This window comes from Microbacterium sp. NPDC076911, from assembly GCF_040687125.1.
GTDB lineage: Bacteria > Actinomycetota > Actinomycetes > Actinomycetales > Microbacteriaceae > Microbacterium.
In genome coordinates this window covers 240,247-266,598 of sequence record NZ_JBFBMP010000003.1, presented here as the reverse complement: position 1 = coordinate 266,598, position 26,352 = coordinate 240,247, and the positions used below count along the sequence as shown (strand labels likewise).

The window sequence follows — 26,352 nt, the reverse complement described above, 5'->3', positions numbered from 1 at the left end:
GTTGCAATGCGCCCACTCATCGACAGCGATGTGCGCTCGGCACTTCAGAACGCCACTGCTGACGAGATGCAGCTGCTGGCGTTGCCAGCCGATTTCTTGTTCGCCGACTGGGATCATCTCGATTTCTACGCTTGGCGCGACCCTCAAACCCGCGGGCGAGGTTATGTCTTTGCTGAAATCGGCGGTGAGTTGCAGGGTGTGATCGTGCGCGCGGCCGACACCGCTTCGCGAGCGCGGTCGGGACTGTGCAATCTCTGCCACACGATGCAGCCCGGCGATCAGGTGTCACTGTTCAGTGCACGCAAGGGTGGCAGAGCGGGTGAGCGAGGAGACAGCATTGGCACATACATCTGTGCCGATCTGTCTTGCCACGAGAATGTACGCTTGGCGGCGCCGCTGGCCCCCAGCGAAATGAGAGCGAGTGTAGATATGAAGATCGATGGAACCCGCCGACGCGTGGAAAGCTTCGTCGCTAGCGTGCTCGACTCACGTGTGGACGTTTCATGAACCGCGTAGCAGTGGTGGGCGACGCTCTCATTGACGAGATACGCGACGACCGCGGGGTAAGGGAGTTCGTTGGCGGCGCGGCGCTCAACGTCGCCGTGGGGCTTTCACGGCTCGGAGTGTCCGTCGTCTTGATTGCCATGGTGGGTGATGACGACGAGGGGGAGCGCATCCAGTCTTACCTGAAGGACTACGGCGTCGACTTGATCGCGACACCCGCACCCTATGGCACTGCGCGCGCGGTAAGTACTCGCAGCGCGGGCGGCGAACCTGAGTACGTCTTCAACCAAGCCGCGCAACAGCGCAGCATCCAATTCGATTCCGATGCGGCCGAAGCGATTCGCGAGGCACCCTTGGTGGCCGTCAGTTGCATGGCACTCGATGACCCGAACCAGGTCTTCGGCTTAGCGGCAGCGCTCGCCGGTGGCAGTGCGATGCTCGCGATTGACCCGAATCCTCGCGAAGGCATGATGCGGGACTTCTCGCTGTTCGTCAGCGGGTTTGAGCGTTTGGCCGCTCACGCGGATTTGGTGAAGATCGGCGCCGACGACGCCACACTGCTTTACGACGTGCCCGTCGACGCTCTGAGCGCGCGACTGCTCGAGCATGGCGCACGCGCCGTGCTCTCTACCGAGGGGGCGGCCGGAGCATCTGTCGAGTCGAATGGCGACTTCGCAACAGCGCCAATTTCTTCACTGCCCGGTTCCATCATCGACACGATGGGGGCGGGTGATGCGGTGTTCGCCTCGGTCATCGCAGCGGTCATCAACCAGTGGCCTAACGCCGTTCACACTTGGACCGAAGTTCTTCATGACGCGATGGATGCTGCCGCTGCCACCTGTCGATTCGAGGGTGCGCTGCTGCGGCTTCCGTCGGCGTTGGACGATCTGGATCTTGATCGCATCGGCACCTAAGCGCACTCGATTTCTGGCAGTGCCTCGCAGGGGGTAATATTGTGGATCGCGCCTCCGGTCGACTGAAAAAGCCTGGGCGGGTGCGCACCTGGCGAGTTACCCAAGCGGCCAAAGGGATCTGACTGTAAATCAGACTGCTCAGCATTCGGGGGTTCGAATCCCTCACTCGCCACCAAAATTCTGAGAAAAACGCCTCATCGTGTGGGGCGTTTTTACTTTTCGCCGGTCGCACTGTGCCAAAAGGCTGTGGTGCGCAACGCGGTGTTAACGTGGGCGCGATACCGTGCCAGCATGAACCGCATCATTGCCGCTGCCGCCGTCACAGTCACCATGCTGTCCGTATCCGCTTGCTCCACAACTGCTGAGGAAGAGGACGAGCAAGACGCTGCGGGCGTTATTGCCGAACGCGTGCTCACCAACGGTGAGGGGCTCTGTGCCAGTGACATGGGCGGTGAGTCGTACACGGTGGTCGAGATCATCAGCGTCGAAGATAGCGGCGAGCAGTCAAACGTCGAGGTTCGTACCGAAACCGAAGACGGCCGCGAGTTCACTGGTGAGCTGACCATCGACCTGGTCGAAGAGTGCGCCACCTACATTTCGCTGGTAGGAACGCTCTAAACCCGCGATTCAGTTCCCATCAAGCGCGGGGACGAGGGTGAAGACGATTTCTTCGACGTGACGGCCGAGGCCCGGCGCGAAGTCGGTATTGCGTGAGACTTCGGTAAATCCGCACTTCTCGAGCACCGCGATGGATGGGACGTTGTGCGATGCGACGCGCGCGAAGAGCGGCCGCGTGGGCTCTCGCGATACCAAGAGGTGCAGCGCGGCGGTGGCCACCCCGCGACCCCAGGCATGGCGCGCGATCCAAAAGGTGACCTCGCGATCACCGTCGGTCATAAAGGTCGCCGCGGTTCCTGCGAACCCACCGGCTTCGGTGACCACATGCAAGCTGACATCCGAGTTGCTACGCTCGCGGGCTATCCACTCGTCGAATCTGGCGCGATCATTCGGATCTGAAGCGGTGAATGCAGCCAGCTCGACGGCGGCGCTATCTCGCATCATCTCGAAGGTTGCGTCGAGATCGTCGTCACCAAGTTCACGAAGATCAATATGAGCCACCAAACCACCGTACCTACACCGCCACTTTGCGGGTAGTGCAGTTTTGGGCATGCGCATGTGCTCTGCCCCTCTGCCTTTTGATCACTCCGTGTCAGGATGGCTTTCGAACGATCTCCTTATGAGAGAGGACTGTCATGACTGCGCGAGAGCACTCCTTGGCTACCGCACCCGCTGCTGCTTCAGAGGAAGAGCAGGCGTTGCCGCCCCTGATGCGTGCTGCAATTTGGGTTGCGATCGGTGCGCTCATCGCGGCCGCACTGGTGTGCGTGGTGTGGGTGCTCGTCGGCGAGCAGAACGGGATCATCGGCCGAGCTTTCGCCACGGTTCTTCTGCTGGCCTCGTTCGCGGGCGTCACCATTCTTGATGTTCATCTCGCCCCGCGTCGCCCTTCATGGTTTGCGTTGGCAAGCATGGCGACGTGGATCGTGTTGTTGCTTATCGGCGCGGTGATGATCTGGATGCCCGAGCGCACCTGGTGGCTCGCGTCGCGGTTCGTGAACTTTCTGATCATCGTGTTGATTTTCCAGCTAGTGCTATTGCACGTGCGTCTCTATGCAAAGGCTCTCGCTCGGCGGGTCACGACATTCACCCAGGTGGTCGCGATCGTCACGATCGTGCTTGTCGTCACTTTGGCAGTGCTTCTCACGCTGCCGCTCATGTTCTCGGAGTGGGTGTACTTCTCCGACCTGTACGGCAGAGTCGTCGTGGCGGTTGCGATTCTCGCTGCCGTGGGCACGGCGTTGCTGCCCTTGGTCAACGTGCTGTTCACGCCACGCATACGGCGTCCTACGCAGCTGGCTTACGCCGGGGGCGACGCTCATTACGGTGCGATTGCCGCGGCGCCTGCGCCTGAGCCGCTGCCGTGGCCGTACTACGTAGACGGCAAGACGCCGCTGCCGATGCTTCCAGACGGATCACCCGACTGGAATGCCTACTACTCCGGTCAGCCCAGCGCGGGCGCCTATGTCTTTCCCACGCCTGCCCAGTCGTCGCTGGTCGTATCCGAGTCTGGACCAGCCGCCGCTGAAGAGGCTGCCAGTGAGCAGCCACCCGCCGCACATGTTCCTGCAGCTCCGGCAGACGCGAACGCAAGCGCCGAGGCTGCACCAGCAGTGACGCCTGAGTCCGCAACTGCGCCAGTCGACGACATCGACTACCGCAACTTTCCGCCGCCCCCGCCGTTGCCGCCTCGCCCCTGAGCCGGACTAGCCCCGCAGAATTTCGAGCGCTGCCATCGCCGCGTTGTGGCCACCTATACCGCTGACAGCGCCACCGCGACGTGCGCCCGACCCGCATATCAGCACTGCGTCGTGACTCGTTGCAACACCCCATCGCCGCGCCGGGGTGTCCAAGGGCTCCTCATCACTTGCCCACGGCCATGACAGCGAGCCATGAAATATGTCGCCCCCGAGCATCCCGAGTGAATCCTCTAGGTCAGCCGTGGTGCGCGCTTCGATGCAGGGCGTTCCGTCTGGTGCAAGGTAAAGGCAGTCAGCGATGGGCTCTGCAAGCACAGAATCCAGTGAGCTCATAGCGGCCTCGAGTAACGTCGCGCGCACCGCATCAGGATCCTTGCCAGCAATGAGTCGATGCGGCACATGCAACCCGAAAAGCGTGAGGGTGTGCGCACCTGAGTCACGTAGCTGCGGGCCGAGAATTGTCGGGTCGCTCAATGAGTGGCAGTAGATTTCTAGGGGCAAGGGATGCGGAATGCTGCCGGCCTTCGCGGCAGCGAACGCATCCTCTAACTGGCTCATCGTCTCGTTGACGTGGAACGTTCCCGCGAATGCAGCCTCGGCTGAAATCTGTTCATCGCGCAAACGTGGCAGTCGCGACAGCAACATGTTCACCTTGAGCTGCGCACCCTCAGGCATTGTGATGTCTGCGTCGCTGGTTCCCATGAGCCGGTCAAGCACTGCAGGTCCCACTCCACTCAGCACTAGTCGTGCTCGCCACTCTTCGTCCGCCGCATGCACGCTGCCATCGGGGTCAATCGATGTCACATTGACGGAGGTGCGGATCTCGGCGCCGGCCGCGCGTGCTGCGCTCTCGAGCGCTCCACTGACCATGCCCATCCCACCAATGGGCACGTCCCAGTCTCCGGTGCCGCCACCAATCACGTGGTAGAGGAAACAGAGATTCTGACGCAGAGACTCGTCGTCGGCGCTGGCGAAGGTGCCAATCAGCCCGTCGGTGAGGGCGATACCGCGCGCGATATCAGTCCCCAGAGCGCGGTTGAGCATGTCGCCAAGCGGGCGCTCCACGAGGTCGTGCCAGAGCGCCTCGTTGTCCAGAAGCTCACGAACCTCACCCTGGCGCAACAGCGGTTCGGTGACAGAGGGGAACACCGCTGCGGCGATTGGCGCAATGTGGGCGTAGAGCTCCTCGAAACGCGCAGCTTCTGAGCCGTCGCCGGTCACGCGCAAGAAGGATGCTGCCGTAGCAGCGGCATCTTCGTTGTCGACCAAGATCCCCATCGTCGGGTCATCTGGGTCGGGTGTGTACGACGAAAACCGCCGGCGCTCAAGCCTGACGTCGAGGTGCAGATCATCGATGACTTGCTGGGGGAGCAGGCTGACCAGGTACGAATAACGCGAGAGCTTTGCGTCGACACCGCCCCACGGCCGCTCCGAGACTGCCGCGCCGCCCACGTCCTCGAGGCGTTCGAGAACGACAACCGACACGCCCGCTTGGGCAAGATAGGTGGCTGCGACGAGCGCATTGTGGCCGCCGCCAACGATGACGACGTCGTGACTGAAATCCGGAGGTGCGATGGTCATGCTTCACGCTATCGGACACGGATGCTCCGCTAGCGTGGAGGTATGACTGATGCCTCTGAGCTAGCGCACATTGCGATTGAGATTGCTCACGAAGCGGGAGCGCTGGCAAAGCAACGCCGAGATCAAGGCGTCGAGATCGCGGCGACCAAGTCCTCGATGGCAGACATCGTTACCGAAGCAGATCGCGAGGTCGAATTGCTCATTCGCGATCGACTTCGTTCGATGCGACCCGAAGATGGGTTTGTCGGTGAGGAATCCGAACCTGAGCCCGGTACGAGCGGGATTACCTGGATCGTCGATCCCATCGACGGAACCGTCAACTACGCCTATGGGATTCCGGCCTATGCGGTCAGTATCGCGGCCGTGCGAGGAACCCCCGAGCCGGACCAGTGGACCGCTCTTGCGGGGGTGGTATTCAATCCGGTGACGGGCGAGAGCTTCCACGCTTCACTCGGCAATGGTTCCTGGTTGGGCGCTCAGCGCATCGCTGTGAACAATGCGCTATCGCCCGCAGGTGCGCTGCTTGGCACCGGCTTCGGCTATGACCCGCGCTCTCATGCGGGGGATTTGGCACGAGTGGCGAGAGTCATGCCGCTCGCTCGTGACATTCGTCGGTTCGGCTCGGCAGCTCTGGATCTCTGTTCAGTCGCGGCAGGCCGACTTGACGGGTACTTCGAGCGCGGGCTGAAACCGTGGGATCACGCGGCGGGCGCCCTGATCGTTACCGAGGCAGGTGGTCGCGTGAGCGTTGGCAGCGAGGAAGACGAATTCGGTCGCTTGCTTGTCGTAGCATCCAACTCCTTGCTTTTCGACCGGCTCTTCACCTCTGCGAGTGGGAACTAACCGCAAAGTAAAGAGCGCGAACGAATCGCACGACCCGCGCGCCGCGCACATGGCATTCTCAGGCCTCCCCGGGTATTGTTTATCCGATCGTTACCTTTGGCCCGAACCAGTGGTGACCTCGTAAGCCTGAAGACCGTACCGTTGCCCCCGAAGCGACACGACCCGAGAGCTCCATCCCGCTTGTCTGCCGAAGCCCCTCTGGCTGAGAACGCGCCCACGCGTTGCTCCAGCCGAACAGCCGCTACGCCGGTGCAGCCTTCTGCTGCCGACCCGGTGTTGTCGCGCGCGCAAAGGCGAGAGCGAGCAGGGGCAGACAGGGGTGCGGTTTCAATCGCTGATTCCGTGCATGCCGAGGAACCGGGTCACCCGCCGACCGCACCAATAAGTCGCCGTGCTCGTCGCGCCGCGACCGCGTCGCAAGCAGTGATCCCAGATGCGCCGGCTCCCGTGCTCACCCCCGCGGTCACCGAGACGGGTTCGTTTGAGCTCGCAGAACCGGCAGTCGACAACGACTCTGAGGCCGTCAACGCAGAGCCCCTTGACATCGCGCCGGATGCGCATGAAACCGAAGATGACGCGTTCGCTGCGTCGGCACGCCTGTTCTCATTCACGGGCGAACTTCCGGTGCGCGAGGAAGCAGCTGAGACTGATGACGCCGAAACCGTCGTGGTGGACACGACTACTCGTGCCACCGCTGCCGCGAGGCGCCGAGTCAGCCGCCGCGGCGCGCTCAAACGAGTCACAGCCCTTTCTTTCTCGGTCGGAGTGATGGGGGCTGTCGGCTTGCTCACCGTCGGTATGACGACCCCTGCTGAAGCGATGGCGGCGATGTCGTCTGGCTCGCAAATCGCAACGGTTCCCGCGGGCGATGTCGACGTGACTGATGACGGCGAAATCCAGGCGTACGTTGCACCGTCGACCATCGAGAACGCCACGCTTGACCGCGAGGGCGGCTACGACAGCGTCACGGTGGCAGAAGTTGCTTCTGACTCTGGCATCTCGAATGTCTCTGATCTTTTTGTCAACGACCCCAACGCCGCCATCCAATGGCCATTCGCTGTCGGTGTTCCGATGAGCTACGGCTTCGGCATGCGCTCGGGCACCATGCACGAGGGTGTGGACTTCACGCCCGGTGAGGGTGCGCCTGTGCAGGCGATTGCAGACGGGGTTGTGCGCGTGGCAACCGAAGCCGGTGGGGCATACGGCGTGCACGTGATCATCGATCACGAAGTCGACGGAGTGCTCGTGTCGAGCCATTATGCGCACATGCTCTACGGTTCGCTGCAGGTCTCGGCTGGGCAGGAAGTCACGGTAGGCACGGTCATCGGAAACACGGGCGACACGGGCTACTCGTTTGGCGCGCACACGCACTTTGAGATCCTCATGAACGGCACAACAGCAATCGACCCGCTTGTCTGGCTGCAGGAGCACGCTGGATAGTGACGCCGATTCAGTAACGAGCGGATGCTCTGATATCCTCTTCTAGTTGCCTGTTTCAGGCAGCTACGCCCCGATAGCTCAGTGGTAGAGCACTTCCATGGTAAGGAAGGGGTCGACAGTTCAAACCTGTCTCGGGGCTCGTAGTATTCGGATCAATGGTCCGAAAACGGTGCGGCGGGGTAGCTCAGTTGGTGAGAGCGCACGACTCATAATCGTGAGGTCGCGGGTTCAAGCCCCGCTCCCGCTACAGATTGAAGCCCTCGGTTTTCCGAGGGTTTTTTGTTTTCTGACGCTTTCCGCGGATTCTCACACCGTTCTCATCAGATGTCCGCCGCACAGGGACGCTCTCAGGCTCCCTGCGGACTTTCGCGCACTCCACGCCCGGTAGCCTTCGTTGATGAGCAAGCCTTCGAAGACAGCCGGCGAGGCACCTGCCTCGGACTCTTTGAGGCGCCGCCATCGCGGTTGGCGCGTGGCGGCGTGGATCGTGGGGCCGTTGTTGCTCGTCATGGTCCCGGTCGCCATCGTCGGCTCGGTGACACCGGCTCCGTCGGCACTGATCATTCGCAGCTTGTTTGTGAAAGACGGCGCGGCTAGGGCAGCAGAGATGCAGGAGCATGTGGCGGTTGAACCGGCAACGCAAATGTTCGACATTGCTTACGGCGGGGGAGTCGACCCGGTCGAAACACTAGACCTGTTCAGCAATGCCACGGAGGGTGAGTTGCTCCCCACAGTCGTGTGGATTCATGGTGGGGCGTGGGTCTCTGGATCTTCCGCAAACGTCAACCCTTACTTGAAACTGCTAGCCAACGAAGGCTATACGACTGTGGGCGTCAACTACGGGCTTGGACCGGAGGCAACCTACCCCGCGGCCGTGAACCAGCTCAACGAGGCGCTCGGATATCTCAATGATCACGCTGATGAGCTCGGGATTGACAGCTCGCAGATCGTGTTGGCCGGCGACTCGGCAGGCGCCCAGCTTGCTAGCCAGCTCGCGACGCTGATCACCGACGAGCGCTATGCAAATCTGATGGGAATCGCCCCCGCCCTCGAAGCAGATCAGCTCAGCGGGGCTCTCCTCAACTGCGGCGTCTATGACCTGGCCTCGATGGCCGAGCTCGACGGAATCATCGCCTGGGGACTTCAGACGTCGCTATGGGCATACACGGGCACGAAGAACTGGTCGGCAACCTACGAGGGAGCGACGATGTCGAGCCTCGACTTCGTTACGTCCGATTTTCCTCCGACCTACATCAGCGGTGGCAACGGCGATGGGCTCACGTGGTTGCAGTCAATACCGATGAGTACGGCGCTTCAGGCCGCGGGCGTACCAGTCACCGAGCTGTTCTGGCCTGCTGAGCACGAGCCCGCGCTTCCTCATGAGTATCAATTCCACCTAGACCGACCCGAAGCGCAAGAAGCGCTCGAGGCCACTATCGGCTGGCTGGGCGAAGTGACGAGCTAGGTTCTTCTTGCGCCAACGTCGCCGCGTAAGGCCAATTGCCAGCCTGGCGGGGTACGGTGTACGTGATAGGCGAACATCTCATTCGTCTCGCCCCGGCCGCGTGGTAACGGTCGGGGCTTTTTCATGCCCGCGTGCGTGCCTAGCGTTGGCAGACGGATAGGGTTTGAGGATGACGACGACCCCTCCTGGCTGGTATGACGACGGACACGGCGCAATGCGCTGGTGGGATGGCGCGCAGTGGACTGAGCATGTTGCCGTCCCCAACGCAGAGCAGAGTGGTATCGCAGAGCCGACTCCCGCCGCCGATGTAGAACCAGCGGGTCCTGCATCGGTTGAGGACTTCATGACCGCGATGGAAGCCGATGCCGCCCAAACGCCGGAATACGTGCACGCGCCCGATGGGTATCCGGGTGCGGTGCCCGGCGCGGAAGCCCCCGCATACAGCGGAGGGTTCGTAGCAGCCACTGAGCCGGGCAAATCGAAGTTGTGGGTGGTCTGGGTCGTGCTCGCCGTTGTGATGCTGGGCATCGTCATTGCGATCGCGGTTGTCGTGCCATTGCTGATATTCAGCTTGTCGACGTCAGGTGGCTCATCCGAGGCCAATTCGTCAGTGGTCGCTGAAGGCGCGGACCAGCAGGCGGCTGTCGACGCGGTGTTGTTGTACGACCACGCATGGGCGAGTGCGGACTGCGAGAGCTATTTTGAATCTACAACCGAGTCCTTCCGCGCAAGTGAAGGTGTGGTGGACTGCGTCAGCTTCACTCAGCTGGTCGCAGACTTCGATGCGACATCGTCGGAGTATCGAGTAACCGTGGTCAGCATCGACGAAGAGCCGGGCGCGATATTCGTCGCGACCGACGAAACATACAAAGTGCCTTTTGACGAAGAGGGCAATCCGACAGATTCAGACAACACCGTCGTTGATGAATACGAGTATCTGGTCGTTGTAGCCAACGGCGACTGGGCAATCGACAGCATCAACGATCGGTGACGCGTGCCTGAAACTATCAAGAATCCCAAAAGCTTCCGATTTATCGCTGCGTGCATCGGCATCGGTCTCACCGCCGGCTTGATGTCGGGCCTTTTCGGCGTCGGCGGTGGCACAGTGATCGTGCCGTTGCTGGTGCTGCTGCTCGGCTTTGAGCAGCGCCTCGCCGCGGGCACCTCGCTCGCAGCGATCGTGCCTACCGCCACCGTCGGTGTCATCTCGTACGCGATGTCGGACTCCGTTGCGTGGATTCCCGCACTGATCCTTGCCGCGACCGCGGTGATCGGCGCTCAGGTGGGCACATGGCTTCTGGCGCGGCTGTCGGCCACCATTCTTCGATGGTCGTTTATCGGATTTCTCGGCATCGTCATCGTCAGTCTCTTCTTGGTGATCCCTTCCCGCGATGCAGGGCTGCAGCTTGACTGGTGGAACGGGCTCGGCCTGGCCGCAGTCGGTCTCATCACCGGCGTGCTTTCTGGCCTGCTCGGTGTGGGCGGCGGAATTATCGTGGTGCCTGCGCTCATCCTCCTCTTCGGAACGAGTGACCTCATCGCCAAGGGCACCTCCCTGCTCATGATGATTCCGACTGCGATCTCTGGCACGGTAGGCAACCTACGCCGCAACAATGTCAACCTTGTCGCTGCGCTGATCATCGGTGGCGCTGCGTGTACCACGACAGCTATTGGTGCTTGGTTCGCCACCCTTCTTGATCCGATGGCAGCCAACATCCTTTTCGCGTTCTTCCTCACCTTCATCGCCGTTCAAATGGGCGTGAAGGCCGTCAAAGCACAGCGCAAAAAGCCGTAGCTTGTAGCGATTGGCGAGATCGCCGAGATACTGCCAGCAGACCGTCATACGGCGGAAACATCGGAACCATACAGTGAGGCAATCCCGCCACTCGCGGCGGAACAAAACTACAGACGAGAGCAGCACATGGCGCCACGATCATCGTTTTCCCGTGTTCCAATTCACCGGCGGATTCTAGCCATATCGCTTCCAATGCTTCTTGTCGCGGGGCTGAGCGTAGCCGCCTCTTCTGCCGCAGCAGCGGTCGACGAAGTGATCGACGGAGCGCGCACTTCAACAGATCCGATGTTCCCCAACGTCGGCAACGGTGGCTACGACGCTCTCGACTACGACGTCGACATTGCGTGGACGCCCGATGCAATCCAAGCAGGAACGTACATCGCAGGATCCATCGAAGCCACCACGACAATGACAGCGCAGGCTTTGCAACCGCTCAAGAGCTTCTCTCTTGACTTTGAGGGCCTTGACGTCGACACGGTAACCGTCAACGGCGTTGCCGCCGCGTGGTCGCGCGACATTGATGCTGGCGCGATCAAATACAAACTGATCGTCACCCCGGCAACTCCGGTCACCGGTGAATTCACCACCACTGTCGCTTACTCGGGTGTGCCAAGTTCACACACTGACTTGGATGGCTCGTCTGAGGGATGGAACCGCACCAACGACGGTGCCACGATGCTCGGCCAGCCGATCGGCGCGATGACGGGGTACCCGCACAACAACACGCCCGCAGACAAGGCGACCTATACCTTCACGCTCGATATTCCGACCATCTTGGACACCGTCGCGGGTACAGCGCCTGGCACAGCCGCAGCGGTCAGCAACGGTGAACTCGTTTCGAAGACGGCATCTGCCGATGAAACTCGCACCACTTGGGTCTGGCGACAGACAAAGCCGATGGCCTCGGAGCTCGCTGTGATCTCTATCGGCCGTTTCGACGTGATCGAGTCGCAGGTTCAGTTGAGCGACGGCAGCCAAATACCGTCATGGTCGTTCATGGACTCGGCCTTGTCTGCTGCCAACAAGACGACGATCACGAACCGCGTTGCGCAGCTCGAGGCCATCATCCAGAATTTGGAAACCGTCTTCGGACCGTACCCGGGCCTCAGCACGGGGGTGCTGGTCGACACCGTGCCGAGCGGCATCAACTATGCGCTGGAAACGCAGGATCGCTCGTTCTTCCCGTCGACAAACTCCGTGGCGGGAAACACCCTTATCCACGAGCTAGTGCACCAGTGGTACGGCAACAACGTAGCTCCGACGACCTGGACTGATATCTGGATCGGTGAGGGCATGGCGACCTGGGCACCCACCTACTACAACTCGGCCGAGGGGTTCGGTACGAGCGCGACATCCACAGAGTTGAGCTACTACAACTCGTGGAATCGAACGGCATCAACCAGTGGCAACTGGAGCATCGCACCGGGAGCGCAAACCGATTCCACAGACCTCTACGGCTACCAGACCTACACGCGAGGTGCGCAGTTCTGGCAGGCGCTTCGAATCGCGGTGGGAGATGAAGCGTTCTTCGAAACTGTCCGTGAGTGGCAGACGCGGTATGCAGGCCAGAGCAAGACGGGTGCAGATCTAAAGGCTCTCGTCGAGGAGATTTCGGGTCTAGACATCACCGATTTCTATCAGAACTGGATTCTCGATGCTGGCAAGCCGTCGTGGCCCGACAAGCTTGACCTGACGCTCAGTGCCGCGCCCAGCGATGTCACGCTTGAGCGCAATGACGATGTCAGCTATACGTTGACAGCGACCAACACGGGTCTTTCGTCCCTCAGCGCCTCCGTGGTTCAGGTTGATCTGTCAGAGGTGCTGAGCAAAGCCGAGATCAACACTGCCACGCTTGCAGAAGGGGTCAGCATTGACGGCGCTATTCTGACGTGGTCGATTCCAGAGACTCCTGTCACTGAGCCGATCGCGGCGACTTCGTTCGAAGTTGCAGTCTCGGCGACAGCATCCGGCGGCACGCTGAGAGCGACCTCACAGGTTGCGAGCCTCGGCGGCACGTGTGTCGATTGTGTGTCGAGCTTGGCGCTATCGGAGTATGCGCTCGAAGCCGCGCAACCCGGAATCTCTGGCACTGCGCAGGTCGCAGAGTCGCTTGTCGCAACGACGGATGGCTGGCCTGAGGGCACGGAGTTCGAGTACTCGTGGGCAGTAGACGGTGAAGCGTCGCCCGGGAGCGATTCACACACCTTCGTGGTGCCAGAGTCCGCCCTCGGGTCACTGATTACAGTGACCGTGACGGGTTCCAAGGCCGGCTACCTCCCGTCGAGCGAGACAAGTGAACCTGTCGGACCGGTCGTAGCAGCCGCGACGCCAACCGCGACGCCAACCGCGACCGTGCCGACAGCTACGCCGACGGAGTCAGAGACCGCGACAGATTCGGGTCTCGCAGTCACCGGTAGTGAGGCGCCGCTGGCAGCGCTCGCTTGGGCACTCGCGCTAGTGATGGCTGGGGCCGTTGGGGTCGGCGCGGCCCGACGTCGCGCCTCGCTGATGCGTTCGGACCGCTAAGGCAAAACTGTCCCGCTAGTTGCGTCCGTGCTGAGCAACTGGCGGGACAGTGCCGTCTATGCGCAATCGAAGCCAGACGACTGGCTCGGTACAATGAAGATGTGCCAGTGAACCCCGAGATCGTCGGTCGTGTCTTTCCGCCGACTGCCCCCTACCTCGTGGGTCGTGAGAAGGTGCGTGAGTTCTCTCGCGCGGTCTTCGCGAGCGATCCCCAGCATGTCGACCCTGAAGCGGCTCAAGCGCTCGGCTATGCCGATGTAGTCGCTCCTCCGACGTTCGCCATGGTGGTGCAAGACCTCACTTTGCAGCAGCTGATTGCGGCGCCCGATTCGGGCATCGTGCTCTCAAGGGTCATTCACGCAGAGCAGCGTTTTCGTTACACGCGTGCGATCGTTGCGGGAGATGAGCTGACTGCCCAGCTGACGGTAAAGGGCATCCGCACGCTCGGTGGCAACGCCATGGTGACGAGCGATGCTGAAGTAGTGGATGCTGACGGGGCGCACGTTGTGACAGCGACGTCGGTGCTGCTGGTCGGCGAGGCAAGCGAATGAGCGCTCTTGCCGTCGGAGACGTAGTCGCCGAAAGAACTGTGCATCTCACCCGCGATTCGCTCGTGCGGTACGCCGGAGCATCCGGAGACTTCAACCCCATTCACTACCGCGACGACGTCGCCGAAACGGTCGGACTGCCCGGCGTGCTGGCACACGGCATGCTGACAATGGGCCTTGCCGTTGAGACGATCGTGCCGTGGCTAGGTGACTCGGGACGCATTCTTGAGTATGGAGTCCGCTTCACACGCCCTGTGCTTGTCGATGCCGCGACCGGCGCCGAGGTGTCGGTTGTTGCCAAAGTCGGCGCGATCACAGAAGACGCGGTGCGCGTTGACCTGACGGTCACTCACGCTGACACGACGGTGCTGGGCAAAGCTCAGGTGCGAGTTCGGGTCGGTTGAGTCGTGCCCGAGATTACACCGATCCCGCTCTCACAGCTCACAACCCTGCGTACGGGTGCCGCGCCGACACGCATGCTCGACGCGACGACAAGGGACGAGCTGATCGGTACTCTGCATGATGTGTGGGGTACCGGCGAGGAGTGGTTTGTGCTTGGCGGCGGGTCGAATCTGTTTGTCGGCGACGAGCCATTCGAGGGCACCGTGGTTCGCATTCTCACTGAGGGCATCGAACGTCTGCCTGCAACTCGTCCTGGTTTCGCGCGCGTAAGAGTGCAAGCGGGACACAACTGGGATGCGCTTGTCGCCTTCGCTGTCGCTTCCGGACTTGCCGGCATCGAGGCGATGTCGGGCATTCCCGGAACAGCCGGTGCGGCCCCGGTGCAGAACGTCGGTGCGTACGGGCAAGAGATCGTTCAAACGCTCGTCGAGGCGGAACTCATCGATGAGTCAACTGGCGATGTTTCGACGGTGTCGGCCGAAGAACTGGGACTCGGCTTTCGTACCTCAGTGCTCAAGCAGCACTACGGATCAGTCCCAGCGCGTCGCGCAGTGATCATCTCTGTGACCCTTGAGCTCGCAGAAGTTGGGCACGGCGATCGCCCGATCGCGGGTGAGCAGTTGCGCTCCGCCTTGCGTTTGGGCCCAGACGATCGCGTCAGCCTCAGGTGGATTCGTGACCACGTGCTTGAGACCCGTGCCAGCAAAGGCATGGTGCTCGATGACGCCGACGCCGACACATACAGCGCAGGTTCGTTCTTTCAGAATGCTGTGGTGTCTGAATCGTTCGCCCGCACGCTTCCGGCCGACTGCCCTCGCTGGCCTGTTGCCCCAGACCTCGATCCGGTGCTCGTCATTCCGCTGGAGTCGTTCGACGGCTACGTGCCGAAGCTAGCAGCCAAGAAGAACGAAGTTAAGGTCAGCTCGGCCTGGCTGATCGAACAATCTGGCATCGGCAAAAGCTTCAAATTGCCGCGATCCCGAGCCTCATTGTCGACCAAGCACGCACTTGCCCTTACGAACAGAGGCAACGCGACGGCGGGAGAGCTCGCCGAGCTTGCCCGTTTCATTCAAAACCGCGTGTACTCCGAATTTGGCCTGGTCTTGCAACCGGAGCCGGTGCTCGTCGGAGTGGATCTCTGACGAGCGATGCGTTGCTCGGCGCTACGCCGTGAACAGCCGCTGCATGCGCTGGATGCCCTCACGCAGGCCGTCGTCGCCGAGCGCGTAGGACAGGCGAAGGTATCCGCTCGGGCCGAATGCCTCGCCCGGAACGACAGCAACCTCAGCCTCTTCCAAGATGAGATCAGCAAGCTCAAGTGAGGTCGTAGGAGTTTTTCCTGCCCAGGACTTTCCCAGCAGGCCGGTGACGTCAGGGTACGCGTAGAACGCGCCAAGCGGGTTCGGCGTATGAACCCCATCGATCTTGTTCAGCTCGCTCACGATCAGCTGACGCCGACGATCGAACGCCTCGCGCATCTGTTTGACCTCATCTTGCGGGCCGGTGAGAGCGGCAACGGCGGCACGCTGGGCGACGTTGTTGACGTTGCTCGACAGGTGAGACTGCAGGTTTGCCGCAACCTTGATCGCGTCTTTTGGGCCGACCATCCAGCCCACACGCCAACCCGTCATCGCGTAGGTCTTGGCGACGCCGTTGACAAGAATGGTCTGGTTTGCGGCTTCGGGCACCGCTTCAACGATCGACATTGCGCGGGCGCCTTCGTAGACGAGGTTCTGATAGATCTCGTCGGAGATGATCCAGATGCCGTGCTCGACGGCCCACTGTCCGATCGCACGGGTCTCTTCGGGGGTGTAGACCGAACCTGTTGGGTTCGACGGGGAGACGAAGACCAGCACGGTGGTTTTGTCGGTGCGTGCCGCCTCCAGCTGCGCCACTGTCACCTTGTAGTCCTGGTCAGCTCCGGCGAAGACTTCCACAGGAACGCCATCCGCGAGAGCGATCGCCTCGGGGTAGGTGGTCCAGTAGGGAGCGGGTAGCAGCACCTCATCGCCTGGGTTCACGACCGCCTGAAAAGCTTGGTAAACCGACTGCTTGCCACCGTTGGTGACGATGATCTGCGACGGGTCAACCTTGAGACCAGAATCGCGCAGCGTCTTCGCAGCGATGGCTTCGCGCAGCACAGGCAGCCCTACGGCTGGCGTGTACCGGAAGTTCGCGGGGTTGTGCAAAGCCTCGGCCGCAGCATCCACAATGAACTGCGGTGTCGAGAAATCAGGCTCGCCCGCGGCGTAGCTGATCACGGGACGGCCCGCGGCTTGAAGGGCCTTGGCCTTGGCATCGACTTTGAGGGTCGCAGACTCGGCGATGGCGGACAATTTGCGGGAGAGTGGTGCGCGTTCGGTCACATCTACGAGCGTAGTCGCGCATCGTGCGCCACGGAATGTGCACCATCACGGATGTTGGTTTGTGCCGTTGTAGAGAACCCACGAGACTGTGTCTATGAACACGTCAGCGATTCACGTCCGAAACCTTCGAAAGTCGTACGGTGAGCGGGAAGTGCTGCGTGACGTATCGTTCGATATCGAGGAGGGCGAGACGTTCGCTTTGCTCGGTCCGAACGGCGCAGGAAAGTCCACCACCGTGGAGATTCTGGAAGGCTACCGCGCCCGATCCGGCGGCACCGTGAGTGTGCTCGGCACAGATCCGGCCTCTGCCGGCTTGTCATGGAAGGCTCGGCTGGGCATCGTGCTGCAGTCGACAGGGCAGGCGGGCGCCTATACCGTGCGTGAGCAGCTGCAGCAGTTCAGCCGCTACTACCCGAATCCGCGCGATGTTGAAGAGGTGATCACCTCGGTCGGCCTGGAACAGCAGGCCCGCACCCGCATCTCGCGTTTGTCCGGCGGCCAACAACGTCGCGTCGATGTCGCACTCGGAATCATCGGGCGACCTGAAGTGCTTTTTCTCGACGAACCTACGACAGGGTTTGACCCGCATGCGCGCAGGGAATTCTGGCAACTCATTCGCCGGCTGCAATCCGAAGGAACGACGATTGTGCTGACCACTCACTATCTTGATGAAGCCGCTCAGTTGGCAGACCGTGTTGCGGTCATCGCGGCGGGTGTCGTGCACGCTATTGGCCCTATCGATTCCTTCGGCGGTGAAGGAGCGCGAACACCACGCGTGCGCTGGCTTGAGGCAGGAGAGGAACACATTGAGACCACGGCGAATCCCCTCGCGTTCGCAAATGTGCTTGCGGATCGGCTGGGCTCGGAGCCTGAAGGTCTCGAGATTCGCAGACCCGGTCTTGAAGAGATCTATCTTTCGATGATCGAAGAATCTGCCGAAGCGGAGGCCAAGCGATGAGCGTACTGGCACTAGGCGCGTCGCGAGTTGGCTACGAGATTCGAGGATACTTTCGGGCACCAGACACGCTGTTGTTCACCTTCTTCTTTCCGGTGATGATGCTCGCCCTCTTCAGCTCTATCTTTGGCGCCGACGGAGATCTCGTCGTAGGGCCCGACGTTGAGGCTCTTTCGGCAGCTCAGCTCTATCTACCGGGAATGCTTGCCGCTGGGCTGCTGCTCTCTGGTTTTCAGAACCTCGCGACCGACATCGCTATGGAGCGTTCTGATGGAACTCTCAAGCGGCTTGGTGGTACCCCGCTGTCGCCATTGAGCTACTTTCTCGGCAAGTTCGGTCAGGTGTTCGCCACCGGAATCGTGCAGGCAACCTTGCTGTTGCTGGTGGCCGCATTTGGCTTCGGTGTCGAATTGCCCACGTCGATTGAGTCATGGACCACCTTCGCGTGGGTCTTCGTACTCGGCATTTTGACTTCCGCTTTGCTGGGAATCGCGATGTCAGCCGTGCCTCGCACCGGAAAGAGCGCCGTCGCCGTTGTCGTGCCGGTGGCCCTCATTCTTCAGTTCACCTCGGGGGTCTACCTGTTTTTCTGGTTGCTCCCCGACTGGTTGCAGAATCTCGCCAGCCTTTTCCCGCTGGTGTGGATGGCGCGGGGCATGCGCGCGGTGTTTCTGCCCGAGGACTTTGCGACCCTCGAGCCTGCTGGTGCATGGGAGCTCGGCTGGGTGGCTGTCGCTCTCTTGATCTGGCTCGTTGTCGGGGCGGTCTTGAGTCTTCTTACCTTCCGCTGGAATCGCCGCAGCGGCTAGACACGCTCGGTCGATACGGGCAACAACGCGCCGCGTCTCTGCTCTACGGCAGAAACGCGGCGCGTCGTCTCAATAGCTGCGGCTAGTCGACTTCGGTCAGGTAGTTGGCGTAGGCCGACAACGTCAAGAACGCGGGGAATTCGCTGCCCAGGGCGACCTCGCGGAAGATTGCTGCCGCGTCATCGAATCGGTCACCTTCATGACGATCAACTTCGCCGAGCACCCGTGTGATGAGCCCCTCGACGTACTCACGAGTGATCAACGCGCCGTCAGCTGTTCGCTGATCCTGGTGGATCCACTGCCACACTTGCGATCGCGAGATCTCAGCGGTGGCGGCATCTTCCATCAGGTTGTCGAGCGCAACCGCGCCGAGCCCGCGCAGCCAAGCCTCGATGTAGCGGATCGCCACCGACACATTGTCGTGCACGCCCTGCGCCGTGATCGGGCGCCCAATGTGCACGTCGAGCAGATCGGCCGCGGTGACCTCAACATCGTCACGCTGACGATCGACCTGGTTCGGCTTGTCGCCGAGCACCGCATCGAACTCCGCCATTGCGGCGGGAATCAGATCGGGGTGCGCTACCCAGGTGCCGTCAAAGCCCATGCCGGCCTCGCGGTTCTTGTCAGCCGACACCTTCTCGAAGGCACGCGCAGTCACTTCAGGGTCACGCCGATTCGGGATGAACGCGCTCATGCCGCCGATTGCGAAGGCGCCCCGCTTGTGGCAGGTCTTCACGAGCAGCTCGGTGTACGAGCGCATGAACGGAACGGTCATCGTCACTTCGCTGCGGTCAGGGAGCACGAAGCGTGCGCCGCGGCCGCGGTAGTTCTTGATGATCGAGAAGATGTAATCCCAGCGCCCCGCGTTCAGACCCGCACAGTGGTCGCGCAGTTCGAACAGGATCTCGTCCATCTCGAAGGCTGCCGGCAGGGTCTCGATGAGCACCGTCGCGCGCACCGTGCCGTGGGGGATGCCGACGTATTTTTCGGAGAATGTGAATACGTCATCCCACAGCTTGGCCTCTTCGGCGCTCTCGAGCTTCGCGATGTAGAAGTACGGTCCACGGCCGTTCGCGATGAGCTGCTTGGCGTTGTGGAAGAAGTACAGTCCGAAGTCGACCAGTGAACCTGAGGTCGCCATCTCGCGCCCCGAACGGTCGGTGAACCGCAGGTGCTTCTCGGTCAAGTGCCATCCACGCGGACGCATCACGATCGTCGGAGTCTCTTCGGCGGTGACTTCGTAGGTCTTGCCTTCGGGGCTCGTGAACGAGAGTTCGCCACGGATCGCGTCGCGCAACGACAGCTGACCTTCGATCACGTTCTTCCAGGTGGGGCTTGTGGCATCTTCCTGGTCGGCGAGCCATACCTTCGCGCCTGAGTTGAGCGCGTTGATGGTCATCTTGGGATCGGTGGGTCCGGTGATCTCGACGCGACGGTCTTCGAGGCCCGGGCCCGCGCCGGCAACCTGCCATTCGGCGTCTTCGCGAATGTGCGCGGTGTCGTCGCGGAAGCGCGGGTCGTGCCCGTTGCCGATTTCGTAGCGGCGACGCATGCGGTCAGCGAGCCGGTCGTGACGGCGTCCCGAGAATCGGTGGTGCAATTCGGCGAGAAATGCGACGGCCTCGGGCGTGAGGATCTCGTCGTAGCGAGGACGCATTTCACCGAGGATCTGGATGCTCGGGGTGGTCGTCGTCGGGATGGAGTTTGTCTCGGGCGCGATGCCCGTAGCGGTCGGAGTCATTGCCCTGTCCTTATCTGTGTGTGGGTCGTGCGAAGTATTGGAAGGATGCTGCGGCCACCCGGATTGGGTGGCCGCAGCATCCGATCACTTGATCAGTGGAATTGCTGCGCCTCGGTCGAACCGACCAGGGCGAGGGTGGCGCTGTCGGGGTTGAGCGCGGTGGAGACGCGATCGAAGTAGCCGGTGCCCGCTTCGCGCTGGTGCTTCGTAGCGGTGTAGCCGTCCTTCTCGGCGTCGAACTCAGCTTCTTGCAGCTCGACGTATGCGCTCATAGCGCGATCGGCGTAGCCGCGGGCAAGGTCGAACATGGAGTAGTTCAACGCGTGGAAGCCTGCGAGGGTGATGAACTGGAACTTGTACCCCAGGTCGGCGAGCTCTTGCTGGAAGGTGGCAATCTGCTCGTCGTTGAGGTGACGCTTCCAGTTGAAGCTCGGCGAGCAGTTGTACGCGAGCAGTTTGCCCGGGTACTTCGCGTGAATCGCCTTGGCGAACTCGCGAGCAAGCTCGATGTCAGGCTCGCCTGTCTCTACCCAGATGAGGTCAGCGTAGGGTGCGAATGCCATCCCGCGGCTGATCACTGCGTCAAGACCGGGGCTGACACGGTAGAAGCCCTCGCTCGTGCGCTCGCCGGTTGTGAACTGCTGGTCGCGCTCGTCGACGTCGCTCGTGAGCAGATCGGCAGCCAGCGCATCGGTGCGCGCAATGATGACCGTCGGCACGCCGGCAACGTCGGCGGCGAGCCGAGCGGCGTTCAAGGTGCGTATGTGCTGCTGCGTGGGAACAAGCACCTTTCCGCCCAAGTGTCCGCACTTCTTCTCGCTTGCGAGCTGGTCTTCCCAGTGGATGCCCGCGGCACCGGAAGAAATCAGCGACTGAGCGAGTTCGTAGGCGTTCAACGGGCCGCCGAAACCAGCCTCGGCGTCAGCGACGATAGGTGCCAACCAGTCCTGGGTGATTTCGCCCTCGGCGTGCTCGAGCTGGTCTTGGCGGATCAGCGCGTTGTTGATGCGGCGCACAACGGCTGGCACCGAGTTGGCTGGGTACAGGCTCTGGTCGGGGTAAGTCTGGCCGGCGAGGTTGCCATCGGCGGCTACCTGCCATCCCGACAGGTAGATCGCTTTCAGCCCCGCACGAACCTGCTGCACTGCCTGACCGCCGGTGTATGCACCGAGGGCCCGAATGTAATCCTCAGTGTGCAAGAGGTTCCAGAGGTTCTCCGCGCCGCGCTGCGCGAGCGTCGACTCTTCACGGACGGATCCGCGCAGCGCGACGACATCTTCTGCCGAGTAGGTGCGCTCAATGCCCTGCCAACGAGGATCGGTGTCCCAGATCTCCTGAAGCTCGGCAGCGGTCTGCGTCTGGTCGCCTGCACGAAGCGGCGGCTGGCCGGGGGTGGCTTGGATCGTCATGGCGGTTCTCCTGCGTTGGATCAATTGGATGCTTCGGCTTTCGGCCTCTGCGGTTGTCGTACCTCCACTCTGCAGTGAACTTCCTGCCCTTCTCCGGCCAAAATGGGTGTGAAGTTTAGAGAAAATTCTCATTTCGTGACAGAATTGACGTATGACGACGACTCTGGGCCGTGAACCGGTGACTGATCTGCCCGACGATGATGAAGTGGACTCACTCACTATCGGCCGACGAATTCGGCAATTGCGCACAGACCGAGGCATGACACTCGACGAGCTCGCCGCGGCGGTTGATCGCGTTCCCAGCCAGCTCTCGATGATCGAGAACGGCAAACGCGAACCGAAGCTCACGCTGTTGCAGGCGATCGCGCGTGCCTTGGGATCCTCTCTGGATGCACTCCTGGAGTCGGAACCGTTGGATGAGCGCGCGACTCTGGAGATCGCGCTTGAGCGTGCGATGCGCGGCCAGACCTTTCAAGCGCTCGGCATCGACCCGTTTCGCATCGCCAAGTCGGTTCCCACCGACGCGCTGAAAGCCATGCTGTCGCTGCAGGGAGAGATCGAACGGCTGCGCGACGAACGCGCGGCGACGCCCGAGGAGGCTCGTCGCGCCAACGTGGCGTTGCGCAAGCTGATGCGCACCCAGAGCAACTACTTCGAAGATCTCGAGCAGCACGCCAGACGTGTACTGGATGCAGTCGATCACCCCGGTGGCCCCCTGACACAGCGCACGGCGAGCGACATTGCGGCGCATCTTGGTTTCACGCTGCACTATGTGCCAGATCTGCCGCAGACTACCCGCAGCGTCGCAGACATCAAGAACGGTCGGTTATATCTGTCAAGCAGGCTGGCCACCAAGGGAGACCCCCGTACAGCCGTGTTGCAATCGCTCTCGAGCCGGATTCTCGGGCATCAGGAGCCCAAGAGCTACGCGGAGTTCTTGCGTCAGCGAGTGGAGACGAACTACCTCACTGGTGCGCTGATGATTCCCGAAGCGCACGTGGTGCCCGCTCTCGTGGCAGCCAAGAACGACCGTGCCATCTCTATCGAAGACCTTCGCGACGCCTATTCGGTTTCGTACGAGACCGCAGCGCACCGCTTCACGAACCTTGCGACGCGTCACCTCGACATTCCCGTGCACTTTCTCAAGGTGCATGAGTCGGGCACGATCACCAAGGCCTATGAGAACGACGACGTGAACTTTCCCACTGATCGTCTAGGCGCAATCGAAGGCCAGATGTGTTGTCGCAAGTGGACGTCTCGTGTGGTGTTCGATGTGGATGATCACTTCAATCCGTACTACCAGTACACCGATACGGGCAACGGAACGTACTGGTGCACAGCGCGAGTCGAGCTCTCCAGCGAGGGCGCACACTCGGTCAGCGTCGGCGTGCGTTTCGACGACACTAAGTGGTTTTTGGGGCGAGACACGACAAACCGAGGGGTTTCCAAGCACTCCGTCGAGACGTGTTGTCGTCGGGCTCCGGCAGATCTTGAGCTCGCGTGGCGGGAGCACTCATGGCCGAACGTCCGTACGCCCCGCACGCTTCTCGCTACGCTGCCGACCGGTGCCTTTCCGGGGGTCGACACGACCGACGTATACGAGTTCCTCCAAGCTCACGCACCAGGCTGATGCTTGTTCAGCGACCAGCTATCCACCCGGCGATGTTTGCGGGCCACGCCGTCCGCGTCGAGGAGTTGGATGCTTCAGTGCGGTCGGCCGCGTGATAGGCGGTGTAGATCGCATTCACCGCAAGCCAGCGCAAGGGCTCGACCTCCCACCGCTTCGCCCGGTGATCCACCCACGGCAAGCGAACAAGTTCGGAGTCGTTGCCGAGAACAAGATCAGCGAGAGTGCGCCCGGCAAGATTGGTCGCTGTCACTCCCGTGCCGACATAGCCGCCCGCCCAGCCCAATCCGGTCGTGCGGTCCATCCCCACGGTGGCCGCCCAGTCTCGCGGCACACCAAGCACTCCCGCCCAAGCGTGATCGATCGGTACGTCCGCCGCCGCGGGAAAGAAGCTGTGCAACAACGCGGTTAGGGAGGAGATCGTGCGTTGCTGGGTAGCTCCGTCGGTGTCGACGCGTGAACCGTAGCGGTACGGCACCCCTCGACCGCCGAAGGCTATGCGATCGTCGGCCGTGCGCTGGGCGTACATATACACGTGAGCGAAATCGCCGAGAGTTTCACGACCGTTCCAGCCGATCGCATCCCACGCTGACGCGGGTAGGGGAGCGGTCGCGATCATCGACGAGTTCATGGGGAGCCAGGTTCGGTGCTCGCCTTTTAGATCAGGGGTAAAGCCCTCGGTCGCGCGCAATACATGCGAGGCGCGCACCGTTCCACGGTCGGTGACCGCGTGGCCAGGGCTGATTTCTGACACCAGAGTGTTCTCGTAGATAGCCACACCGAGGCGTTCGACCGCAGCGGCAAGGCCGCTCACCAGCTTGACCGGGTGCACGCGGGCGCAGTGTGGGTGCCACGTGGCGCCGAGCGCACCCTCGACAGAGATTCGCCTTGCGGCTGCGGCAGCATCCAATAATTCAAGATCGGTGTGGGGCCACGCTTGCTCGTGCGCGGCAGAGGCCTCCAACCTCGCCAGTTGCGCGGGCGTGCGGGCCACCTCGAACTCACCGCCCTTGATGATGTCGGCATCGATGCCCTCGTGTGCGGTGACGGCGATTACTTCGTCGACCGACTCGTTGAGTGCGCGTTGCTGAGCAATCGCAGCATCACGCCCATGTGTGTCGACGTACCGGGCACGCCCTCCGGTCACCGAGTTGGTGAGCCAGCCGCCGTTGCGGCCCGACGCCCCGAAACCCGCGAAGCGCTGCTCCAGCACTGCAACACGCAGATCTGGTTGAGCTTTCTTCAGGTAGTACGCCGTCCACAGTCCGGTGTAGCCGCCCCCGACGATAGCTACGTCAACGTCAATCGATCCAGGTAGAGCGTGTCGCACCGTCGGCAACCCACCCGCATCACGCCACCACCAAGAGACGTCGCCGTTTACTGTCGCGCTGTCTTCACTCACCCGATCATCTTCTCGCAGTGCGGCGGGCTCGACGCCGCCAAGCTGTCGCGAATTGGGAACGAAAGCGTCACCGTGTCTGGCTACCGGGCGACGCGAAGTGCCGCCCACAGTTCGGCGCGGGTCGCGAACGACGATAGGTCTCGCCCGAGCAGCTTCTCGGTGAGCGCCAATCGCGTGCGCACCGTGTGGCGGTGAACACCAAGGGCACGCGCTGAGGCTTCGTGCGAGCAATCATTGTCGAGCCATATACGCACCATCTCGACGAGTTCGGTGCCATTTTGGGCGTCGTAGTCGCTTAGCGGTGCCAGTTCAGCGCGGGCGAGGCTGCGCGCGTCATCAGTGAGCGCTGAGAACACTCCGCCATGAGCGACGTCTGCGAAGTTGCTTATGCCGGTCAATCCGCGATCGCGTGCGAGGCGTGCTTGTCCAATCGCCAAGGAGATGTGCTCGTAGGTAGTCGGCTCAGACACCCCCACGCGAAGTCCGAAAAGCTCGGCGACCTCGACAATGGGCGCGCGGTCGGCGGCAGGAGCGATCATGACGAGCCCGTCATCGGTGCGCCCGAAGAACACCGAACCGCGGCGTTCTTCTGCACGCAGCTCCAGGCGCTCAGAGACAGCATCGACGCGGGCTGAGGCAAGGTCGGTGACGGCGAGAACCACCGGCGCGGCCGGCAGCGGGCCCCATAGGTCTTTTGAGATTCGTCGAGCGAGAGACGGGTCATCGCCAAGCAGAGATTGAGCGAGCCCGGCCCGCAACGAGTTGCGCGCCTTGCTGAGGCCCTGTTGTTGCTCAAGAGCCAGCCCAGCCATCGCGATCACCGATGTCACAAGCCGGCGTCCTTCTTGGTCGAGGTCACCCGCGGCGATCGCGATCACACCGCGCAGATGCCCACCTCTGCCGAGCGTCTGCAGCGAGAAGGCAGTGTCGCCGATCGGCAAGGAGGACCCCGCACGAGCCCCGCGATGCAACACCGCAATCACCTCGGATCGAAGCGAGTCAGCCGTGGGCGCGTCGAGCGCACCGGCAGGGTGCTCGCGAGAAAGCTCGCCAGCGGCGTCGAACAATCCCACCCAGGTGTCAAGCTGGCGGGCAAGCTCTGCCACCGTGGCGCCCAGGCCGTCGGCTCTCAGCGCGGCAAGCGCAATGGCGCGTTGTGCGGCCAACGCCCAACTTCTTCGCGCATACGACGCCGCGGCAATCGCTTCGGCGTTCGCGCGTGCGACGGCGATGAAGGGGGTGCGATACGGCACTTCGAACAGTGGCGTTTCTGTCTCGCGGCATGCGCTGACCAACTGCGGCGGGATGCCGTCGCGCACCACTTCGGTGCCGAAACCCAGTCCGACCACGCCACGCTCCTTGAGACGCAGCACGTACGCGCGAACGTCGGCGTCGCTGTCGACACCCTCAGCGAATTGGGTGCCCGTCGTGAGCAACACCACGCCCTCTGACAAGAATGGCGTGGGGTCAGCGAGGTCTGAGTTGTGCACCCATCGCACCGCGCGGTCCAGCATCCTGCTGTGGCGCGCGCTCGCGTCATCGAGCTTCAGCTGAAGATCCTGGCGACTGAGCAATGCGCGAAGCGTAGGGGTCTCGGGGGCGGCGGCCATGATGCTCCTGAATACGCAAGCGGTCCTCGTGTACGACAGGTACAACAAGGTATGCACAATGTACATGAGGGCAGGTGCAATGCGCGTGGCGCGCGCC

23 protein-coding genes and 3 tRNA genes are annotated in these 26,352 nt (G+C 62.0%); 19 read left to right on the top strand and 7 right to left on the bottom strand.

Going from position 1 to position 26,352, the window contains the following annotated elements; genetic code table 11:
• Window positions 1–6: 6 nt before the first annotated feature.
• From AB0O81_RS06065 to AB0O81_RS06050, 4 genes are all read left to right on the top strand, one after another.
• The gene (locus AB0O81_RS06065) at window positions 7–507 is read left to right on the top strand and encodes an FBP domain-containing protein (protein ID WP_363582260.1); all 501 of its coding nucleotides are present in this window, start codon (window positions 7–9) and stop codon (window positions 505–507) included.
• On the top strand, window positions 504–1,418 hold the full coding sequence (locus tag AB0O81_RS06060) for a PfkB family carbohydrate kinase (RefSeq protein WP_363582258.1): 915 nt from the start codon (window positions 504–506) through the stop codon (window positions 1,416–1,418). The genes AB0O81_RS06065 and AB0O81_RS06060 overlap by 4 nt, the downstream gene beginning before the upstream one ends.
• A 90-nt stretch (window positions 1,419–1,508) precedes the next feature.
• Window positions 1,509–1,593, top strand: a tRNA-Tyr gene (locus tag AB0O81_RS06055).
• A gap of 116 nt (window positions 1,594–1,709) precedes the next feature.
• Entirely contained in the window at window positions 1,710–2,036 is a 327-nt protein-coding gene (locus tag AB0O81_RS06050) for a hypothetical protein (RefSeq protein WP_363582256.1), read from the top strand.
• Window positions 2,037–2,045: 9 nt separating this feature from the next.
• Here the strand turns inward: AB0O81_RS06050 and AB0O81_RS06045 are convergent, their stop codons facing one another.
• Window positions 2,046–2,537 (bottom strand): GNAT family N-acetyltransferase, encoded by a 492-nt coding sequence (locus tag AB0O81_RS06045; RefSeq protein ID WP_363582254.1) that lies wholly within the window; start codon window positions 2,535–2,537, stop codon window positions 2,046–2,048.
• Between the two features lie 134 nt (window positions 2,538–2,671).
• Here AB0O81_RS06045 and AB0O81_RS06040 point away from each other — a divergent pair, with 134 nt between their 5' ends.
• Entirely contained in the window at window positions 2,672–3,736 is a 1,065-nt protein-coding gene (locus AB0O81_RS06040) for a DUF2304 domain-containing protein (protein WP_363582252.1), read from the top strand.
• 6 nt (window positions 3,737–3,742) lie between these two features.
• On the opposite strand, the gene AB0O81_RS06035 is transcribed toward AB0O81_RS06040, so the two are convergent.
• Window positions 3,743–5,317 carry an NAD(P)/FAD-dependent oxidoreductase gene (locus AB0O81_RS06035; RefSeq protein WP_363582250.1) on the bottom strand — a complete coding sequence of 525 codons (1,575 nt, stop codon included), beginning with the start codon at window positions 5,315–5,317 and terminating at the stop codon, window positions 3,743–3,745.
• A gap of 42 nt (window positions 5,318–5,359) precedes the next feature.
• Between AB0O81_RS06035 and AB0O81_RS06030 the strand changes: the two genes are divergently transcribed.
• The 11 genes from AB0O81_RS06030 (at window position 5,360) to AB0O81_RS05980 (ending at window position 15,478) form a co-directional block, all read left to right on the top strand.
• Complete coding sequence (locus AB0O81_RS06030) at window positions 5,360–6,160, top strand: inositol monophosphatase family protein (RefSeq protein WP_363582248.1); 801 nt, start codon at window positions 5,360–5,362, stop codon at window positions 6,158–6,160.
• Between the two features lie 447 nt (window positions 6,161–6,607).
• Window positions 6,608–7,600, top strand: coding sequence for a M23 family metallopeptidase (locus tag AB0O81_RS06025; protein ID WP_363582246.1), 993 nt, complete (start codon window positions 6,608–6,610; stop codon window positions 7,598–7,600).
• Between the two features lie 67 nt (window positions 7,601–7,667).
• Window positions 7,668–7,739, top strand: a tRNA-Thr gene (locus tag AB0O81_RS06020).
• A gap of 34 nt (window positions 7,740–7,773) precedes the next feature.
• Window positions 7,774–7,847: transfer RNA gene (locus AB0O81_RS06015), tRNA-Met, on the top strand.
• A 150-nt stretch (window positions 7,848–7,997) separates the two neighbouring features.
• Window positions 7,998–9,065: an alpha/beta hydrolase gene (locus tag AB0O81_RS06010; protein WP_363582244.1), complete on the top strand. Its 1,068-nt coding sequence runs from the start codon at window positions 7,998–8,000 to the stop codon at window positions 9,063–9,065.
• A gap of 169 nt (window positions 9,066–9,234) precedes the next feature.
• Window positions 9,235–10,056 (top strand): DUF2510 domain-containing protein, encoded by an 822-nt coding sequence (locus AB0O81_RS06005; RefSeq protein ID WP_363582242.1) that lies wholly within the window; start codon window positions 9,235–9,237, stop codon window positions 10,054–10,056.
• 3 nt (window positions 10,057–10,059) lie between these two features.
• Window positions 10,060–10,860, top strand: coding sequence for a sulfite exporter TauE/SafE family protein (locus AB0O81_RS06000; protein WP_363582239.1), 801 nt, complete (start codon window positions 10,060–10,062; stop codon window positions 10,858–10,860).
• Between the two features lie 192 nt (window positions 10,861–11,052).
• A complete protein-coding gene (locus AB0O81_RS05995; RefSeq protein ID WP_363582237.1) occupies window positions 11,053–13,386 on the top strand; it encodes a M1 family metallopeptidase in 2,334 nt (777 codons plus the stop codon).
• Window positions 13,387–13,487: 101 nt separating this feature from the next.
• Window positions 13,488–13,937 (top strand): MaoC family dehydratase N-terminal domain-containing protein, encoded by a 450-nt coding sequence (locus AB0O81_RS05990; protein ID WP_363582235.1) that lies wholly within the window; start codon window positions 13,488–13,490, stop codon window positions 13,935–13,937.
• Window positions 13,934–14,338, top strand: coding sequence for a MaoC/PaaZ C-terminal domain-containing protein (locus AB0O81_RS05985; protein WP_363582233.1), 405 nt, complete (start codon window positions 13,934–13,936; stop codon window positions 14,336–14,338). Before AB0O81_RS05990 ends, AB0O81_RS05985 begins: the two co-directional genes overlap by 4 nt.
• Window positions 14,339–14,341: 3 nt before the next feature.
• Window positions 14,342–15,478 carry a UDP-N-acetylmuramate dehydrogenase gene (locus AB0O81_RS05980; RefSeq protein ID WP_363582231.1) on the top strand — a complete coding sequence of 379 codons (1,137 nt, stop codon included), beginning with the start codon at window positions 14,342–14,344 and terminating at the stop codon, window positions 15,476–15,478.
• A gap of 21 nt (window positions 15,479–15,499) precedes the next feature.
• Here the strand turns inward: AB0O81_RS05980 and AB0O81_RS05975 are convergent, their stop codons facing one another.
• Complete coding sequence (locus AB0O81_RS05975; protein WP_363582229.1) at window positions 15,500–16,702, bottom strand: pyridoxal phosphate-dependent aminotransferase; 1,203 nt, start codon at window positions 16,700–16,702, stop codon at window positions 15,500–15,502.
• Between the two features lie 94 nt (window positions 16,703–16,796).
• Between AB0O81_RS05975 and AB0O81_RS05970 the strand changes: the two genes are divergently transcribed.
• Both AB0O81_RS05970 and AB0O81_RS05965 read left to right on the top strand, forming a co-directional pair.
• The gene (locus AB0O81_RS05970) at window positions 16,797–17,660 is read left to right on the top strand and encodes an ABC transporter ATP-binding protein (RefSeq protein WP_363582227.1); all 864 of its coding nucleotides are present in this window, start codon (window positions 16,797–16,799) and stop codon (window positions 17,658–17,660) included.
• Window positions 17,657–18,466: an ABC transporter permease gene (locus AB0O81_RS05965; protein ID WP_363582225.1), complete on the top strand. Its 810-nt coding sequence runs from the start codon at window positions 17,657–17,659 to the stop codon at window positions 18,464–18,466. The genes AB0O81_RS05970 and AB0O81_RS05965 overlap by 4 nt, the downstream gene beginning before the upstream one ends.
• An 82-nt stretch (window positions 18,467–18,548) precedes the next feature.
• Here the strand turns inward: AB0O81_RS05965 and aceB are convergent, their stop codons facing one another.
• Together aceB and aceA are read right to left on the bottom strand one after the other, a co-directional pair.
• Complete coding sequence (gene aceB / locus AB0O81_RS05960; RefSeq protein WP_363582223.1) at window positions 18,549–20,207, bottom strand: malate synthase A; 1,659 nt, start codon at window positions 20,205–20,207, stop codon at window positions 18,549–18,551.
• 92 nt (window positions 20,208–20,299) lie between these two features.
• A complete protein-coding gene (gene aceA / locus AB0O81_RS05955) occupies window positions 20,300–21,616 on the bottom strand; it encodes an isocitrate lyase (RefSeq protein WP_363582221.1) in 1,317 nt (438 codons plus the stop codon).
• Between the two features lie 151 nt (window positions 21,617–21,767).
• On the opposite strand from aceA, the gene AB0O81_RS05950 reads away from it, so the two are divergent.
• Window positions 21,768–23,246 (top strand): helix-turn-helix domain-containing protein, encoded by a 1,479-nt coding sequence (locus tag AB0O81_RS05950; RefSeq protein ID WP_363582219.1) that lies wholly within the window; start codon window positions 21,768–21,770, stop codon window positions 23,244–23,246.
• A 7-nt stretch (window positions 23,247–23,253) separates the two neighbouring features.
• On the opposite strand, the gene AB0O81_RS05945 is transcribed toward AB0O81_RS05950, so the two are convergent.
• Both AB0O81_RS05945 and AB0O81_RS05940 read right to left on the bottom strand, forming a co-directional pair.
• Window positions 23,254–24,645: an FAD-binding oxidoreductase gene (locus tag AB0O81_RS05945; RefSeq protein WP_363582217.1), complete on the bottom strand. Its 1,392-nt coding sequence runs from the start codon at window positions 24,643–24,645 to the stop codon at window positions 23,254–23,256.
• Window positions 24,646–24,725: 80 nt separating this feature from the next.
• Window positions 24,726–26,255, bottom strand: a complete 1,530-nt coding sequence (locus AB0O81_RS05940) for a PucR family transcriptional regulator (RefSeq protein WP_363582215.1) — start codon at window positions 26,253–26,255, stop codon at window positions 24,726–24,728.
• Between the last annotated feature and the right edge of the window lie 97 nt (window positions 26,256–26,352).